The following is a 17,640-nucleotide window of genomic DNA, read 5'->3' on the forward strand; positions in this document are numbered from 1 at the left end:
GCCATTTTGTCATCATGCTCGGGCATAGAATAATCGCAAACAGGAATGCGCATGCAGGACATCCGTGAAATCCTTTCCGATGTCTGGACCGGCACCGGCGGCGCGCCGTCCGCGCTCGACGCGGTCACGCTGACCGGCAGCGAGCCGCAATTGCCGTCGTCGTTTCGGGTCGCAGCGGTGGCGCAGGTATCGATTGCCGCGGCAGGCCTTGCGGCAGCGGAGATCTGGAAAGCCCGCAGCGGCGAGCCGCAGGACGTCTCGGTCGACATGCGCCATGCCGTCGTCGAATGTCGCAGCGAGCGATATCTACGGGTCGACGACAAGCCGCCGCCGCCCGCCTGGGACAAGATCGCCGGCGTCTACCGTGTCCGCGACAACCGCTTCGTCCGCCTGCACACCAATTTCCCGCATCACCGCGACGCCGTCTGCAAGGTGCTGGGCTGCAGCGCCGAGCGCGACGAGGTCCAGGCCGCGCTGCTGCAATGGGACGGCGAGGCGTTCGAGACCGCGGCCTATGCGGCCGGCGGCGTCGTCGCCTTGATGCGCTCATATGACGAGTGGTCAGCGACGCCGCATGCAGGAGAGCTTGCAAGACTGCCGCGGATCTCGATCGAGAAGATCGGCGACGCCGCGCCAAAGCCGTGGCCCGCGGGGAAGCGGCCGCTGGCCGGCATCCGGGTGCTCGATCTGTCGCGCGTGATCGCCGGCCCCGTGGCCGGCCGCACGCTCGCCGCGCATGGCGCCGACGTGCTGCTGATCTCCGGTCCCGATCTGCCTGATATCCCCTGGCTCACCATCGACACCGGCCGCGGCAAGCTGACGACCTTTCTCGAGCTGCGCAGCGAGGAAGGGCGGGCCGTGATGCGCGGCCTCGTCGCGCAGGCCGATATTGTCTCGCAGGGCTATCGTCCGCAGGCGATTGCGCGGCTCGGCTTCTCGCCGGAGGAGGCGGCCCGCATCAATCCCGGGATCGTCTATGTGACGCTCTCGGCCTATGGCCATGCCGGTCCGTGGGCGGAGCGCCGCGGTTTCGACTCGCTGGTACAGACCACGACCGGCTTCAATCATGCCGAGGGCCAGGTCGCCGGCGTCGACGGACCGAAGGAATTGCCGGCCCAGATGCTCGACCATGCCACCGGATACTTCATGGCGTTCGGCGCCATGATGGCCAGGGCACGCCAGGCACGCGAGGGCGGCAGCTGGCATGTCCGGGTGTCGCTGGCGCAAACCGGGCGCTGGCTGTGGAATCTCGGCCGCCTCGAAGGGGGGCTTGCCACCGAGGACCTGAAGGCGGATGCGGTGCAGCCCTTCATGGAGCGGCTTCCGTCCGGCTTTGGCACGCTGAGTTCGGTCCGGCACGCCGCCATCCTGTCGCGGACCCCGGCCCATTGGTCCCGTCCGGCGATGCCGCTCGGCAGCCATCCTGCTGAGTTTCCCGCCCCAGGGTTTGCTGCCCCGGAGTTTCCCGGATGAGACATTCAGTCGCCGTTCAGGCTATCCGAACTTTAACGACGCACACCGCCGAAGTGCGATTTTTAGGTTGTTTGAAACGCCAATTCGGCACTATTAGCGCACCGCTGGGGTTGTCCCGCCGGAAGCTGCAACGATCGACCCCGCGGACCGCATGCTGAAAGAGTTTATCAAGCGAATGCAGAGCTTTAGCCGCCCGCGCCTGCTCGTGGCCACGGCGGTGCTGGTGGTCGCCTGCGCGGGCGCCTATGGCTACACCCGGTTCGGCTCGGACAAGCAGGCACCGTCGGAAGTCTCCAGCCAGTCCCGCAAGGGCGGCACGCGCTATGCACCATCGCCGGCCGAGTGGGCGAGCCTGACCTTCCAGACCGTGGCCGAGCACACCTTCCGCTCCGAACTGGTGACCGAGGGCAAGATCGGGATCGACGAGGACCGCTCCACCCCGGTCTATTCGCCCTATACCGGGCGGGTGACCCGCCTGCTGGTGCGGCCGGGTGATACCGTGGTGAAGGGGCAGCCGCTGTTCGTGATCGAAGCGGCCGACACTGTGCAGGCGCAGAACGACTACGTCGCCGCGATGACCGGCCTCAACAAGGCCCAGTCGGCGCTCGACCTGGCCCAGATCCAGGAGAAGCGCGCCAAGGACCTGTCCGAAGGCAAGGCGATCCCGCTGAAGGATTATCAGACTGCGCAGGCGACGCTGGTGCAGGCGCAGAACGACGCGCGCTCGGCGCAGACGCTGCTGGAAGCCGCGCAGAACAAGCTGCACATCCTCGGTTTCGGCGACGAAGCCATCACCACCTTGCAGCAAAAGGGCCGCCTCAATCCGGAGACGACGGTGTTCGCGCCGATCGGCGGCACCGTGGTCCAGCGCAAGGCCGGCCCCGGCCAGTATGTCTCGACCGGCGCCAGCGACCCGGTCTATGTCATCGGCGATCTCTCGACGGTCTGGCTGATCGCCTTCGTCCGCGAATCCGACGCCGACAATGTCGCGGTCGGGCAGGACCTCACCTTCAGCGTGATGGCGCTGCCGGGCAAGGTGCTGAACGCCCGGGTCAACTATGTCGCCGCCGCGATCGACGCGACCTCGCGCCGGCTCCTGGTCCGCGCCACCATCGACAACGCCGACAATCGGCTGAAGCCCGAGATGTTCGCCAATGTGACGCTGTATTCGAAGGGCGACCACCCGGCGGTCGGCGTGCCGAAGCAGGCGCTGATCTACGAGGGCGATCAGGTTCGCGTCTGGGTCGCGAAGGCCGACGACAAGACCATCGAGCTGCGCCAGATCAAGCCCGGCCTCATCAATGGCGACCTCGTCGAGGTCGCCGGCAATCTCAAGCCGGGCGAGCAGATCGTGACGAAGGGAAGCCTCTTCATCGACCGCGCCGCATCAGGTACCTAGCAGCATGATCCGGAAAAGTGGGAACCGGCTTTCCCTCGCGACAAACGCGGAACGCGTTTGCGCGGAGACCATGCTCACCAAGAAAAATCCTCTCCGTTGAAAGTGCCGATCTGAATGGATCGCCTCGTCGCCCTTGCCGTCAATCGCCGCTACTTGATGGTGGCCATGTTCGTCGTCGTCATCATCGGCGGCCTGCTTGCGTTCAAGCAGCTCAATATCGAGGCCTATCCCGATCCGACCCCGCCGATGGTCGACATCGTGACGCAGAGCCCGGGCCTCTCGGCCGAGGAGATCGAGCGCTACATCACGATCCCGATCGAGACCCAGGTCGCCGGCATCAAGAACCTCAAGACCATCCGCACAATCTCGCTGTACGGCCTGTCCGACGTCAAGCTGCAGTTCTCCTTCGACTACACCTACGACGAGGCGCTGCAGCAGGTGCTCAACCGGTTGTCGCAGCTCGCGCCGCTGCCCGGCAACGTGCAGCCCGGCATCTCCCCGACCAGCCCGATCGGCGAAATCTTCCGCTACCGGCTGAAGGGCCCGCCGAACTACAGCGTGCTCGACCTCAAGACGTTGCAGGACTGGGTGCTGCAACGCCGCTTCCGCGCGGTGCCCGGCGTGATCGACGTCACCGGCTGGGGCGGCAAGACCAAGACCTACGAGATCCAGGTCGACTTCAACAAGCTGGTCGCCAACGGCCTGACGCTGCCGCAGGTGCTGCAGGCGGTTTCCAACGCCAACATCAATGTCGGCGGCAACACTGTGAATATCGGCTCGCAATCGGCCGTGGTGCGCGGCGTCGGTCTGATCCGTTCGATCGACGATCTTGCCAACACCATGATCTCACAATCGGGCGGCAATCCGGTGCTGGTCAGGGACATCGGCGCCGTCACGATCGGCGAGAAGCCGCGGCTCGGCATCGCCGGCATCGACAATGACGACGACATCGTGCAGGGCATCGTGCTGATGCGCCGCGGTGAGCAGAGCTCGCCGACCATTGCCCGCGTCGAGCAACTGGTCAACCAGATCAACAATTCCTCGATCCTGCCGCCGGGCGTCAAGATCGAGCGCATCTACGACCGCAAGGATCTGATCGAGCTCACCACCCACACCGTGCTGCACAACATGGTGGTCGGCATCCTCCTGATCGTGCTGCTGCAGTGGATCTTCCTCGGCGACCTGCGCAGCGCGCTGATCGTCGGCGCGACGATCCCGTTCGCGTTGTTCTTCGCCGTGATCATCCTGGTGCTGCGCGGCGAATCCGCCAATCTGCTCTCGGTCGGCGCGATCGATTTCGGCCTGATCGTCGACGCCACCGTGATCATGGTGGAGGCGATCTTCCGCCGGCTGTCGCAGACCACCGCGCTGTCGGAAGACGAGCGAAGCCACATTTCCGACGACACGGTGATGGGGATGAAGAGCCATGCGATCCTGTCGGCGGCGGCCGACGTATCGCGCTCGATCTTCTTCGCCGCGACCATCATCGTCGCCGCGTTCCTGCCGCTGTTCACGCTGGGTGGCGTCGAGGGCAACATCTTCGGGCCGATGGCGCGAACCTATGCCTATGCGTTGGCGGGCGGATTGCTGGCGACGTTCACGATCACGCCGGCGCTGAGCGCGATCATCCTGCCGGCGCATATTCACGAAACCGAAACCTGGATCGTCAAGAAGCTCGATGCGATCTACCTGCCGACCCTGAACTGGGCGATCGGCAACCGCAAGATCGTGATGGCCGGTGCGGCCGGCCTCGTGGTCATGACCATCATCTTCGTGCGGTTCCTCGGCCTCGAATTCCTGCCCAAGCTGGAAGAGGGCAATCTGTGGATCCGCGCCACGCTGCCGCCGACGATCTCGCTGCAGGAAGGCAACGCCTATGTCAACGAAATGCGGAAGCTGATCAGCAGCCGTCCCGAGGTGGTGTCGGTGGTGTCGCAGCACGGCCGTCCCGACGACGGCACCGACGCCGCCGGATTCTTCAATGCTGAATTCTTCGCGCCGCTGAAGCCGGCCGGCGAATGGCCGGGCACGCATGACAAGGACGTGCTCACCGCGCAATTGCTCGCGCAGTTGCAGGACAAGTTCCCTGGCGTCGAATTCAACTTCTCGCAATACCTGCAGGACAACGTGTCGGAGGCGGTGTCCGGCGTGAAGGGCGAGAACTCGATCAAGCTCTATGGCAACGATTTGCAGGCGCTGACCGACACCGCCAACAAGATCAAATCCGTGTTGGCGACAGTGCAAGGTGTCACCGACCTCGCGGTGTTCACCTCGCTCGGCCAGCCGACCGTCCAGATCGACGTCGACCGGGCGCGGGCGGCGCGCTACGGCCTGTCACCGGGCGACATCAACGCCACGATCAAGGTCGCCGTCGGTGGCGACACCGCGGGCGATCTCTACGAACCCGGCAGCGACCGGCACTTTCCGATCATCGTCCGCCTTGCGCCGGAACATCGCAAGAGCGCGGAGGCGATCCAGAATCTGCGGATCGGGGCAGCGAATCCGAATGGCGGGGTCACGCAAATCCCGCTCTCTGAAGTGGCCTCGATCAAGCTGATCTCCGGCGCGGCCTACATCTATCGCGAGCAGCAGGAGCGCTATCTGCCGATCAAGTTCTCGGTGCGTGACCGCGACCTCGGCAGCGCGATCCTGGAAGCGCAGCAGAAGGTCAACGAGCAGGTCCAGTTGCCACCCGGCTCGCGTATCGAATGGGTGGGCGAGTTCGGCAATTTGCAGGACGCGATCAAGCGGCTGTCGGTCGTGGTGCCGATCAGCCTCGTGCTGATCGCGGTGCTGCTGTTCTTGAATTTCGGCTCGATGGTCGACACCATGCTCGCGATGAGCGTGATTCCGATGGCGATCTTCGGCGGTGTGCTCGGGCTGCTGATCTCGGGTATTCCATTCAGCGTGTCGGCGGCGATCGGCTTCATCGCGCTGTTCGGCATCGCGGTGATGGACGGCATCATCATCCTGTCGCAGTTCAACCAGCTGATCGACGAAGGCTATGACCGGATGCGCGCGGTGATCCGCACCGGCGAGCTGCAGCTTCGTCCGGTGTTGATGACCTGCGTCGTCGCCGGCATCGGCCTGTTGCCGGCGGCGGTGTCGGAGGGCATCGGCTCGCAGGTGCAGAAGCCGCTCGCCATCGTCGTCGTCACCGGCATGATGGTGGCGCCGCTGGTGATCCTGATCACGCTGCCGGTCCTGATCTCCTACTTCTCGCGCCGGCCGAAGGACAACGTCAGGTAAAGCCGTAGAGCCGCGCCGGATTGTCGACCAGGATGGTCTTGCGCACCGCGGCATCCGGCGCCCAGACCGGAAGCTGATTGAGGAGGCGGCCGTCGTCGATCTGGTACAGCGGCGTGACGTCGGTGACCTTCTTGCCTTGCGGCGTCACCGAATCCGGATGCGGCCAGTCGGTGCCCCAGACGATGCGCTCGGCATTGGCCGCGATCAGCGCCTGGGCCAGCGGCGCGGCGTCGGCATAGTCGGGCGCGAGCCTGGAGGCGCGATAGGCGCCGGAAATCTTGACATACGCCTTGCCGGATTTGACCAGCGCGAGCAGGTCGTCAAATCCCGGTTGGCCCGTGCCGAGCGCGGCCTCGGCGCCGCCGAAATGGTCGAACACCACGGGTACCGGCGCTGCCGCGACCAGGTCCTTGATCGCCGAGATCATGGCGAGGCTGGTGAACAGCTGCACGTGCCAGCCGCGCGCCTTCATCCGCTCGACCGCGGCCGAAAAGCGCTGCCGGCCGACATTGGGATCGTTGACGCCGCCGGTCGCGAGGTTGAGGCGGATGCCGCAGAAGCCGGCCTTCTGCATGGCGTCGAGATCGCTCTCGCTGGTCTTGTCGTCGATCACGGCGACGCCGCGCCCCGTGGGGCCGCGCGCCGTCATGCCGAACAGCGTCGACGAATTGTCGGGGCCGTAGACGCTTGGCGTCACGATCACCACGCGCTCGACATGCAGCGCCTTGTGCAGCGCGCTCATCGCTTCCGGCGAGGCTGGTTCCGGCGTGTAGACGCGGCCGGCGAAGAACGGGAATTTCGCGGGATCGCCATGGACGTGGGTATGGCAGTCGCAAGCACCGGCAGGCACGTCGAAGTTCACTGGAGTGGATGGTTGCGCTGCCTTGGAAAATGCGTTGCTGCTGGTCATGGTCACTCCCGCTGCGATGGAAGCCAGCATCATACTGCGTCGCGTCAGCATTGGACGTCTCCCTGCGGGCTCGGCTGTTATGCGCGCACTCCGCGCACCGGCATGTTGATGGCCGGCGGGGGCGGAGGTTATCGGCGGAGAGAGCGGGCGAAAAGGTCCGGTTCGCGGTGCGAACGGTTCCACAAAGCCTATTGTCCCGACGGCGTGCGCAGGCCATGCCAGGCGTCGCGCACCTGATGGTAGTGCACCTCGGGCAGATAGTCGGGCGTCTTGAGATTGAGCGTCTTGACGTCGAGGCGTCCGGTCGCGCTGAGCAGCGTGTAGGAGGCGATCACGCGATCGCGCTGCGCGCCGATCAGCCGGGCCCGCGCCGTGATCAGATCCTGCTGGGCGTTGAGCACGTCGACCGTGGTGCGCTGGCCGCCGGCGGCTTCCTTCTGCACGCCGGCGAGCGCAACCTCCGCGGCCTTCACCTCGGACTCGGAGGCGGACACTGCGATCTTGGCGCCCTCATTGGCGACCCAGGCGCTGACCACGGCGGTCTTGGCCTGGTTGCGGACCTGGTCCAGCACGAGGCGGCTCTGCGCCGCGACTTCCTTGGCCTGCCGGGTCTGCGAGGCCGCGGTGCCGCCGTCATAGATCGGCTGCGTGACCTGGCCGATCACCGAGGCCTGGTCGGTCCCGAAAGTGCCGAGCGTGGGGTCGCTGTCGCGGCTGCGGCTGACGCTGCCTTGCAGGGTGACGTTCGGCATCAGGCTGCTCTCGGCGACGCGGATCGAGGTCGAGGCGACGTCGACGTCGAAGCCCGCGGCCATCACGGCCGGATGCTCGCGCACTGCAAGTGCGATCGAATCCTCGCGGCTGCGCGGCAGCAGCCGGTCGATGGTCTCGGCCGGACGCAGTTGCGACGGCGCGCTGCCGACCACCTGCGCATAGGTCGCCTGGCTGATCGCGAAGTTGACCTCGGCGGCGTTGAGATCGGATAGGCCGCGGTTGAGCCGGGCCTCTGCCTGCGCGGTATCGGTCGGCGTGACGTCGCCGGCATTGAGGCGGCGCTGGGTGATCGCCTGGGTCTCCTTCAGGAAGGCGACGTTGGCGCGCTGCGCCTCGACCAGGGTCTGGTTGGCCAGCACGTTGGTATAGGCGGTGACGGCGTCGAGCAGCACGCCCTGGCCGACATTGCGCAGGGCCTCGCGGCCGGACTGCACCTGCAACTCGGCGACGCGGACGCTGTTGGCGGTCTTGAAGCCGTTGAACAGGGTCTGGGTCACGGTGACCCCGATCTGCCAGGGCTTCAGCGTCGCGCCCTGGATCACGTTGCCGGGCAACTGGTCGCGCACCGCCTGCAGGCCGAGCGAGAGGCCGGCGGTGATCTGGGGGCGGTAACCGGCCAGCGCCTGCGGCACGTTCTCGTCGGTCGCGCGCTGACGTGCCCGCTCGGCATTGAGCTGCGGATTGGTCTGATATGCCTTGGCCATGGCTTCGGGCAGGCTCTCGGCGCGCGCCGCGGTGTCAGTCAGCAGCGCGCAGGCCAGCACGCCAAGGCCGATGCCCGACAAAAGCACGCGCCTTGCTACGTCGCCAACCCTCGCGGCACGCCCAACCATGTGATCCCGCAAACCAAAACCCCGGCAGTCCGCTCTCGCCGATGCCGTCGACACATCTACCTGTTTAGGGGGCGGCACCGCCACAGGCAAACCGCCACGCGACATCTGCACATCATTTCGGTTGTTGTCTGTTGCCGGTTCGTCACAGGCGAACGCAGCTGTCATATGAAGTATAAGTTTGAACCGCCGGCCGCCGATTCAGCGATGCCGGTCATCCCCTGCCTGCCCCGGGTTCATCGCAGATGCCGAAACTCTTCTCTGATCCCGAGGCGATCGCGGAGCACATCGTTCGTGACGTCGGAACCGAACTTGTGGTGGGGCTGCCGCTCGGCCTCGGCAAGGCCAACCACATCGTCAACGCGCTGTACGCGCGGGCGGTCGCCGACCGCTCGATCAATCTGACGCTGTTCTCGGCGCTGACGCTGGAAAAGCCGAAGCCGAAGAGCCTGCTCGAACAGCGCTTCATCGGTCCCGTGATCGATCGCCTGTTCGGCTTCTATCCGGATCTCGCCTATGCGGATGCGCTGCATCGCGGCGCGCTTCCGCCCAACATCAAGGTGATCGAGTTCTTCTTCCTCGCCGGGCAATGGCTGCATCAGCCATTCGCCCAGCAGCACTACATTTCCGCCAATTACACCCACGCGGCGTCATATCTGCTGTCGCGCGGACTGAATGTCGTGCCGCAGCTGGTCGCCAAGCGCGTGGTCGACGGCGTGCCGCGCTACAGCCTGAGCTGCAACACCGACACGACGCTCGACGTGCTGCGCGCCCGTGCGCAGGGGCGGGCGTCGTTCAAGTTGATCGGCCAGGTCAATTCCGAGCTGCCGTTTATGCCGGGGCCCGGCGATCTGCCGGCGGATGAATTCGCCGCGGTGCTCGACAGTCCCGACACCGACTTCCCGCTGTTCGCGCCGCCGTCGGAGCCGATCAGCGACACCAAATATGCGATCGGATTGCATGCCGCGGGTCTGGTCCGCGACGGCGGCACGCTGCAGATCGGGATCGGGCAGGTCGGCGATGCGCTGGCGCAGGGGCTCGTGGTGCGTCACCGCGACAACGCCCAATTCCACGGCATCATGCAGCGCCTTGCGCCCGGTAGCGCACGGCTCGCGGCGGCCGAGACCGGACCGTTCGAGAAGGGCCTCTATGGCGTCAGCGAGATGCTGTTCGAGGCGTTTCTCGGGCTGATCGACGCCGGCATTCTCAAGCGCGACGTTGGCGGCGTGATCCTGCACGGCGCATTCTTCCTGGGTCCGCAATCCTTCTATCGGGCGCTGCGCGAGATGACGCCCGAGCAGCTGGCGCGAATCCAGATGATGCCGGTGTCCTTCACCAACGAGATCTTCGGCGACGAGGACGGCAAGCGCCGCGCCCGCCTCGATGCGCGCTTCGTCAACAACGCGATGATGGCGACGCTGCTCGGGGCTGCCGTCTCGGATGGCCTGGAGAACGGCCAGGTCGTGAGCGGCGTCGGCGGCCAGTACAATTTCGTGGCGCAGGCATTCGCGCTCGAGGGCGCGCGCTCGGTGCTGGCGCTGGAAGCCACCCATCAGTCCGGCAAGCAGACGCAGTCCAACATCCGCTGGTCCTATGGTCACGAGACCATTCCGCGCCACTTGCGCGATGTCTTCGTCACCGAATATGGCATCGCCGATGTCAGGGGGAAGTCCGATGCCGACGTGATCGCCGCGATGTTGCAGGTGGCGGACTCGCGCTTCCAGGGCGAGTTGATGCGGCAGGCCAAGGATGCCGGCAAGCTGCCGCGCAGCCATGAAATCCCGGCCGCTCACCGCGAAAATTATCCCGAGCGCATCAGCACGGCGCTGAAGCCCGCACGTGACGCGGGCCTGTTGCCGTCATTCCCGTTCGGCAGCGACTTCACCGACGTCGAGCAACGGCTGATTCCGGCCCTGCAGATATTGCAGCAGGCGCAGCAGACCCCGCTGCAACTCGCCGGCCTGCTGTGGCAGGGGATGCGGCATCCGCCCGGCGCCGCGGACCGCGAATGCCTGGTGCGGCTCGGTCTCGACAAGCCGACGCATTTCGCCGAGCGCGCCTATCGCGCGCTCGTCACCGCGGCATTGCAGCGGAGCCGCGTGGATTAACGGTTCTTGTTGACCGGCTTGCGCTTCTCGATGAAGGCCGCCATGCCCTCAGAGCGATCCTCGAGCGCGAAGGTCGAGTGGAACAGGTTGCGCTCGACATTCATGCCTTCCGAAAGCGGCGTCTCGAACGCGCGGTTGATGGCTTCCTTGGCCATCGCGGCGGTCGGACGCGACATCGAGGCGATCTTCTCGGCTGCAGCAAGCGCCTCTTCCAGCAGCTTGTCGGCCGGAACGATCCGCGACACGAGGCCCGAGCGCTCGGCTTCCGCCGCATCCATCATCCGTCCGGTGAGGCAGAGATCCATCGCCTTCGACTTGCCGATCGCGCGGGTCAGGCGCTGCGTGCCGCCGATGCCCGGGATGGTGCCGAGGGTGATTTCCGGCTGGCCGAACTTGGCGGTGTCGGCGGCAATGATGATGTCGCACATCATCGCGAGCTCGCAGCCGCCGCCGAGCGCATAGCCCGCGACCGCGGCAATGGTCGGCTTGCGGCAACGGGCAACGCGGTCGCCGCCGATCGCGGTGAAGTCGCTGTTGAACATGTCGATGAAGCCCTTCGGCTGCATCTCCTTGATGTCGGCGCCGGCTGCGAAGGCCTTCTCGCTGCCGGTGATCAGGATGCAGCCGATCTTGTCGTCGGCCTCGAGATCGTCCACCGCCGCGGCGATCTCGCGGAACACGCCGAACGACAGCGCATTCAGCATTTTGGGCCGGTTCAGCGTGATGACGCCGACCGGTCCCTTGCTTTCCACGATGATGAATTCGAACGTAGCCATGACGCAAACCCCGTGCCTGATTTGCCGGGCAATGTGCCCGCTGGCGGGATGCGCTTCAAGTGGCTGAAGCGAGGCTTTGGGCAGCGGTGCGGCGCACCCTGCGCCGCAAGCCGCAAGGACCTCGGGCTTAGGCCATGAACATGCGCGCCGCGGAGGCCACCGTGAGCAGGGCGCCGAAGCCGATGAAGATCTTCCCGATCAGCGAGGTCTGGTCCCAGTTCGCGCTGTCGCTGCTCGCCAGAACCGGGGCCGGCTTGGGTGCCGCTACGGCGACAGGCGGCGTCTGCGCCACGGGCGCCTCCTGCTGGGCGGTCTGCGGTTGAACCGGTTGCGGTTGTCCCGCCGGCTGCTCCTGCTGCAGGGCCCGGTCGAGGTCGTTGAGCTGGTCGGATGCGACCACGCTGCCGTCGGGTTGCGTGTCGCCGGGCTTGTCGGAGGCGGCCATCACCGGATTGACGCTGGCGGGCGCGGTGCTCGCGTTGCCGTCGCCGGACGTCAGCTCCGCATTGGCATTGGCGACCGTGGCGGGCATGCCCGCCGACGTCACGCTGCCGGCACCGCTCGCGGCCTTCTTGCTCTCGGATTTGTCGGCGGTCTTGTCAGCCGTCTTGGAAGACTGGTGGCGCGCATGGCGCCGGCCCTGCCGTGAACTCTGCTGCGCGGACTTGTCCGTCGAAGCATTGTCGGATTTCGCCGCCGCGGGATCCGAACCGGCCGCACGCGCCGGCAACGGTCCGGCGAGACACACAAAGAACCCTGTCAGGCCTGTCGCAACCATCAAGGCCAAGCGCCTGCTGGCTTTGATCTTCATTCTGATGATCTCCCCATTTCGCCCGTCCCGATCGCGAAATGAGACCCCGCTGCGTGTCTACACCGGGGCAAAAAAAGGGAATCTTCGGGCATCAGAGGGCAAAAGCTGGGCAATTTCGTCCCGGTGGATCGTCGGCAGCAGCTGCACCGATGCGTGTCGGACCGATCGGTGTTATGAGCCCTTCCGTCTGCAAACCCGCCGGAGCGATTCTTTGAGGCTGATCCTCGGCGCGGCCTTGCCTGAGGATGATTATCACGAATTCGTGATGTCCTTGGCGTGCCGCGTAACAAACTGAAAGATCGGCCGAATTGCAATTCAGGAGCCTGCGTGCGCGAACGTGAGGATGAATGGACTGACCTGATGCGGTCGGCCATTTCAGGCGATGACGCGGCGTATCATCGCCTGCTCAAGGCCATCACGCCGGTACTCCGTGCCGCGGCGCGACGTGGCTTGGCGCGCGCGGGACAACCGGTCGATCAGTCCGAGGACATCGTGCAGGACATCTTGTTGGCGGTGCATTTGAAGCGACAGACCTGGGACACGAGCGCGCCGTTCGCGCCGTGGCTGTTCGCGATCGCGCGCAACAAGCTGATCGACGCGCTGCGCCGCCGCGGCAGGCGCATCTTCGTCAATATCGATGACTTCGCTGAGACGCTGCCGGGGGAAACACCGGAGCCGACGGCCTCGCCCGGCGAGGTGACCGCCCAGTTGCAGGCGTTGCCCGCGCGGCAGCGCGACGTGCTGCAATCGATTGCGGTCGACAGCACCTCGATCAAGGACACCGCCGCGAAATTCTCGATGACCGAGGGCGCGGTGCGGGTCGCGCTGCATCGTGGGCTTGCGAGCCTGACCGCGAAACTACGGGACCGATGAGCATGGATACGGATCAACTCATTCGAACCCTTGCCGCCGACAATGCCTATCGGCCTCGTCCGATCGGTCTTGCGCTGATGATGGCGCTGCTGGCGGCGGCGCCGGTCTCGCTGCTGATCTTCTTCGCCGAGCTCGGCGTGCGGCCCGACGTGATGACCGCGATGCATAATCCGTTCTTCGACTTGAAATTCGCGGTGACGCTGGCACTCGCCGCCTCGGCGATCGCGGTCAGCCTGCATCTGACGCGGCCGGAAGCCTCGCTGCGCAGCTTCGGCTGGTGGCTGCTGATTCCCGCCGGCATCCTCGTTGCCGCGATCAGCGGCGAGATGATGATGCCGCAGCGTACGCCGATGATGACGCGGCTGATCGGCAAGAACTCGATGGCGTGCATGACCGCGATCCCCGCGATGTCGCTGCCGCTGCTGGTCGGCGCGCTGTACGGGCTCCGGCAGGGCGCACCGGCGCGGCCGGCGGTCGCGGGCGCGGTGGCAGGCCTGCTCTCGGCAGGGCTCGCGGCCACCGTCTATGCGTCGCACTGCACCGATGACTCGCCGCTGTTCGTTGCCACCTGGTACACGCTGGCGACCGCGATCGTCGCAAGCGTCGGCGCGCTGATGGGAGCGAGGGCGCTACGATATTAGGCCGCGGGCGCGGACTGCTGCATGCGATGGAAGCGCAGCACCTGCTGCGCGGTCGATGGCCGCAGCCGCTCATAGGTGTCCTTGCAGGCCTGCAAATCGGTCGGTTCACCGCCCGAGATGCCGTCGCGCAGATTGATGATCGACCGCACCGTCGACCATGACAGGCCCGAGACCTTGGCCAGGATCATCACGCCCTCGGCACGGGTTTCGATCATCATGTTCTCGGCGATGCTGACCGAGACGTTGGCGAGCGCGGCAAGCGAGGCATTGGTCTCGTCGAACTTGCCGGCCTCGGCGAAGGCTGCGAGCTGGAATTCGTCGAGCCGGCCGTCCTGGTAGAGCGACTTGACCAGCGCATGCGCGATCGTGGTGTCGGGTGTCACGGCGGCGGGCGCCGAGCGCGCGCGTCGCGTCGCCTCCTTTACCGCGATCGGAATCTCCTTGGCCTGCTGCGGATTGGCAGCCTCGAGCCGCTGCCTGACCGTGTCCGAGGCCTTGGCGACCAGCTTGAGATAGAGATGCCGCGGGATGCTTGGGCGGAGCCCGACGCAGGTCGACAGATTGTCGTCGCCCTCGGCGCGGCTGACCAGCCGGGTGAAGCCGCGCTCGGTGAATTCCGCGCCGGGATTGTTGACCGCGCTCTGGATCACCTCGTCGTTGCCGCGCAGCACCAGCACGTCGGTGACGGCGCCGCTCAGCGTCTTCCGGTTGGAGATCGCGAGCAGATGCGCCTGGCTCTTGCTGCGCGCCGTTTCGATCAGGGTGTCGTCGTCGAGCCGCGGCGACAGCGTCAGCACGGGGCCTGCGACCTCGATCAGGTCGTCGAATGCAAGGGTACGGATGGTCTGCGGCGGCGCGGTCTCGATCGGGGCGAGGCGGTTGGCGAGCAGCGCCTTGGCCGAGTTTTCGATGTGCTCGAGCAGGCATTGGAAAACGTCGTCGAACAGCACGATCTGCTGGTCCGAATAGTTGACCGAGCCGTTGATGAAGAGGTCGGTCACGCGGCGCAGCGTCTCGACCCGGCGTGCGACGGTGCCGTGCGCGAGCGTCGTCTGCAGCTCGTCGAGCAGACTTTCGGGGGCGGTCTCGGGCTTCGAACTCATGACTCTGTCCTGGAGCGGTGGCGACGGATTCTCCGGCGCCGAATAGGGAAAAAAAGGATGTCAGGCACTGGCGATGCGGTTGCGTCCCCTGGCCTTGGCTGCGTAAAGCGCGCCATCGGCGCGGGCGAGTAATGTGTCGGAGTTTTCGTGCGGCTTGAGCGTCGTGACGCCTGCGGAGATCGTCACCTGCATGCCGGGCGAGAATGCGCTCCAGTCGAGACCGGCGATGATCGCGCGCAGCCGCTCGAGCGCGCGCATCGCCTGATCCTGCGACAGGTCGGGCAGCACCAGCAGGAATTCCTCGCCGCCGTAACGGCCGAAGCGATCGATGCTGCGGAGATTGGCGAACATCCCGATGGCGAAGGTGCGCAGCGCTTCGTCGCCGATCGGATGGCCGTAGACGTCGTTGATGCGCTTGAAATGGTCGAGGTCGATCAGCGCCACCGCGCAGGAGCTGCCGTTGCGGGCGCAGCGTGCGATCTCCTCCTCGAGCGTGCGCATGATGCTGCGGCGATTGGAGGTGCCGGTCAACTCGTCGAGTTCGGCGAGCTCCTCGATGCGCCGGTAGGCCTCCTTCAGCTTGACGCCGCTCTGATACAGCGATTGCTGCATCGAGCTCGAGAAGATGCCGAGATACATGCAGCGCCCGATCGTCAGCGCGAACACCAGCATGGTGGCGAGGCGGTCGATCCTGGTGCCGGTCGGCATCCCGATCGCCTTGTCGGTTCCGAGGAACAGCGCGGCGAGGCCCAGCACCATGATGGTCCAGACAACAGCGGTCTGGCGCGCCGAGGTACGCAGCGCACCGAAGCCGAACACCACGAACAGGTTGCAGAGGAACAGCACGCCGACTTCCGGCGCGATGTAGGTGAACACGAGCAGGTTCACCATGTTGACGGCCGATTGCGGCGCGACCAGGTAGTGGTCGCGGAAGCGCTCGTGAAAGCCGCGCTCCGAAAGCAGCACATAGATGGCGACGAGGGAGAGGCCGGTCAGGGCATAGCCCGCCGCCACCAGGACCGACGTGGTGCCGGCATGCGCGTAGATCAGCAGCACGACGGCATCGAGGACGAAGCAGGCGGCGATCATCGACTGGATCTGGCGGCGCTGCCCGGCCCGGCGCGCCAGGCGCTCGCGTGTCAGCCTGGGACGGCCGCTTTCCGATGCACCCGCGATCGGGCTGGGAAGTGACGACGCAGCGCTGCCCATGGTCTCGCCATTGCTGAAATCCGGCGAAAATCTAAGTGGGAAAGCCTTTAGGTTTGGTATCTTTTGGAACCGAATCTGCTCCGGTGAAACCCGGTCATCACCCTTGTTTCGTAAGGGGAATCCGTTCACGGAGGCGGGTCGGAAGCGGTCGGGACGGGGGCTTCCGGCCGCGCCCGCTTGGCGACAGCGCTGGCTTGCCGGCAAAGCCTTGGTATGGTCGCGCCGGGTGGTGCGAGTCCGCGAGAGTTTTCACTATTATGATACCGCTTACCGAGTCTCCGGCGATTTTTGCTCATTGGGATCGTCGACTGTGTCATAGATCACACATGCGGTCAGGACATTGCCGTATTGTGAAGAATCTTGCCTCTCGCGTCGAACCACGCACCACCCCCCTCAGACCAACTTTGCGAGACGGCCATTGAGTGCGACACAGGCGGCTTCAGACGAGGTTCTGATCGCTCGGATCGCTCAAGGCGACCGGCTCGCCATGCAGGTGCTATACGGACGGCATCATGTCAGGGTGTACCGCTTCGGGCTTCGGCTCGTGCGGAACGAACAGGTGGCGGAGGATCTCATTAGCGAGGTCTTTCTGGACGTGTGGCGTCAGGCGGGCAAATTCGAGGGACGATCCGCCGTTTCGACCTGGCTTCTGGCGATTACCCGGTTCAAGGCGTTGTCTTCGCTGCGGCGAAGGAAGGACGCCGAACTGGACGATGAGGCCGCGAACGCGATCGAGGACACGTCCGACGATCCGGAAACGGTGGTGCAGAAGAAGGACACGGGTGACACGCTGCGTAAGTGCCTGACGGGACTATCGGCGGAACACCGGGAAATTGTCGATCTTGTCTACTATCACGAGAAATCCGTGGAAGACGTCGCAGAGATCGTCGGGATTCCGGAGAACACCGTGAAGACGCGCCTGTTTTATGCGCGCAAGAAACTTGCCGAGTTGCTGAAGGCAGCCGGTGTCGAGCGAGGTTGGCCATGATGGCTGCGAGCAACAAGAAAGTGCAGGGTCAAGATCCTGACGATGTCGAGATGCTGCTGCCTTGGCATGCGGCCGGCACGCTGAACGCGCGTGACGCGCGCCGCGTCGAGGACGCACTCGCTTCCGATCCGGATCTGGCCAGGCAGTATGCCGTCATCCGCGAGGAATATGCCGAGACCATCGGCCTCAACGAGAGCCTCGGTGCGCCGTCTGCGCGTGCCATGCAGAAGCTGTTTGCCGCGATCGATGCCGAGCCGGAGCGCAAGCCGTCGGCGGGTGCGCGCATGTCGGCCTCCGTCTCGGAGTTCTTTTCGAAATTGTCGCCGCGGACGCTGGCCTGGTCGTCCAGCCTCGGTGCGCTTGTGGTGCTGTTGCAGGCGGGCGTGATCGGTGCGGTGCTGATGCGCAGCGAGCCGGCCTCGTTCCAGACCGCCTCGCTTGATGCCGCCGAACAACGCAGCGCCCCCAGCGCACCGAGCGCGGCCGTCGCACCCAG

The 17,640-nt window shown here is 65.6% G+C and carries 14 protein-coding genes; 8 read left to right on the top strand and 6 right to left on the bottom strand.

What is annotated here, in order from left to right:
* Nucleotides 1–51 precede the first annotated feature (51 nt).
* From H8B02_RS15245 to H8B02_RS15255, 3 genes are all read left to right on the top strand, one after another.
* The gene (locus tag H8B02_RS15245; RefSeq protein WP_229166985.1) at nt 52–1,473 is read left to right on the top strand and encodes a CoA transferase; all 1,422 of its coding nucleotides are present in this window, start codon (nt 52–54) and stop codon (nt 1,471–1,473) included.
* A gap of 151 nt (nt 1,474–1,624) precedes the next feature.
* On the top strand, nt 1,625–2,872 hold the full coding sequence (locus H8B02_RS15250) for an efflux RND transporter periplasmic adaptor subunit (RefSeq protein ID WP_229166986.1): 1,248 nt from the start codon (nt 1,625–1,627) through the stop codon (nt 2,870–2,872).
* 114 nt (nt 2,873–2,986) lie between these two features.
* The gene (locus H8B02_RS15255; protein WP_229166987.1) at nt 2,987–6,121 is read left to right on the top strand and encodes an efflux RND transporter permease subunit; all 3,135 of its coding nucleotides are present in this window, start codon (nt 2,987–2,989) and stop codon (nt 6,119–6,121) included.
* Here the strand turns inward: H8B02_RS15255 and H8B02_RS15260 are convergent.
* On the bottom strand, nt 6,114–7,082 hold the full coding sequence (locus H8B02_RS15260; RefSeq protein ID WP_229166988.1) for an amidohydrolase family protein: 969 nt from the start codon (nt 7,080–7,082) through the stop codon (nt 6,114–6,116). The genes H8B02_RS15255 and H8B02_RS15260 overlap by 8 nt on opposite strands.
* A 137-nt stretch (nt 7,083–7,219) precedes the next feature.
* The gene (locus H8B02_RS15265; protein ID WP_229166989.1) at nt 7,220–8,638 is read right to left on the bottom strand and encodes a TolC family outer membrane protein; all 1,419 of its coding nucleotides are present in this window, start codon (nt 8,636–8,638) and stop codon (nt 7,220–7,222) included.
* A 242-nt stretch (nt 8,639–8,880) separates the two neighbouring features.
* Between H8B02_RS15265 and H8B02_RS15270 the strand changes: the two genes are divergently transcribed.
* Nucleotides 8,881–10,743, top strand: coding sequence for an acetyl-CoA hydrolase/transferase C-terminal domain-containing protein (locus H8B02_RS15270; protein ID WP_229166990.1), 1,863 nt, complete (start codon nt 8,881–8,883; stop codon nt 10,741–10,743).
* On the opposite strand, the gene H8B02_RS15275 is transcribed toward H8B02_RS15270, so the two are convergent.
* Nucleotides 10,740–11,519, bottom strand: coding sequence for an enoyl-CoA hydratase (locus H8B02_RS15275; RefSeq protein WP_229166991.1), 780 nt, complete (start codon nt 11,517–11,519; stop codon nt 10,740–10,742). The two genes, H8B02_RS15270 and H8B02_RS15275, sit on opposite strands and share 4 nt — an antisense overlap.
* Nucleotides 11,520–11,646: 127 nt before the next feature.
* Nucleotides 11,647–12,330, bottom strand: a complete 684-nt coding sequence (locus H8B02_RS15280) for a hypothetical protein (protein WP_229166992.1) — start codon at nt 12,328–12,330, stop codon at nt 11,647–11,649.
* Between the two features lie 327 nt (nt 12,331–12,657).
* Between H8B02_RS15280 and H8B02_RS15285 the strand changes: the two genes are divergently transcribed.
* Nucleotides 12,658–13,203, top strand: coding sequence for a sigma-70 family RNA polymerase sigma factor (locus tag H8B02_RS15285; protein WP_229166993.1), 546 nt, complete (start codon nt 12,658–12,660; stop codon nt 13,201–13,203).
* Nucleotides 13,204–13,205: 2 nt separating this feature from the next.
* Complete coding sequence (locus H8B02_RS15290; RefSeq protein ID WP_229166994.1) at nt 13,206–13,844, top strand: NrsF family protein; 639 nt, start codon at nt 13,206–13,208, stop codon at nt 13,842–13,844.
* Here the strand turns inward: H8B02_RS15290 and H8B02_RS15295 are convergent.
* Complete coding sequence (locus tag H8B02_RS15295; RefSeq protein WP_229166995.1) at nt 13,841–14,947, bottom strand: DUF2336 domain-containing protein; 1,107 nt, start codon at nt 14,945–14,947, stop codon at nt 13,841–13,843. The genes H8B02_RS15290 and H8B02_RS15295 overlap by 4 nt on opposite strands.
* Before the next feature lie 60 nt (nt 14,948–15,007).
* Nucleotides 15,008–16,156 carry a GGDEF domain-containing protein gene (locus H8B02_RS15300; RefSeq protein ID WP_229166996.1) on the bottom strand — a complete coding sequence of 383 codons (1,149 nt, stop codon included), beginning with the start codon at nt 16,154–16,156 and terminating at the stop codon, nt 15,008–15,010.
* A 418-nt stretch (nt 16,157–16,574) separates the two neighbouring features.
* On the opposite strand from H8B02_RS15300, the gene H8B02_RS15305 reads away from it, so the two are divergent.
* Entirely contained in the window at nt 16,575–17,144 is a 570-nt protein-coding gene (locus H8B02_RS15305) for a sigma-70 family RNA polymerase sigma factor (RefSeq protein ID WP_229166997.1), read from the top strand.
* A partial coding sequence (locus H8B02_RS15310) for a hypothetical protein (protein WP_229166998.1) occupies nt 17,144–17,640 on the top strand: 497 nt, incomplete at its 3' end. The genes H8B02_RS15305 and H8B02_RS15310, both read left to right, overlap by 1 nt.

This window comes from Bradyrhizobium altum, from assembly GCF_020889705.1.
Taxonomy (GTDB): Bacteria; Pseudomonadota; Alphaproteobacteria; order Rhizobiales; family Xanthobacteraceae; genus Bradyrhizobium; species Bradyrhizobium altum.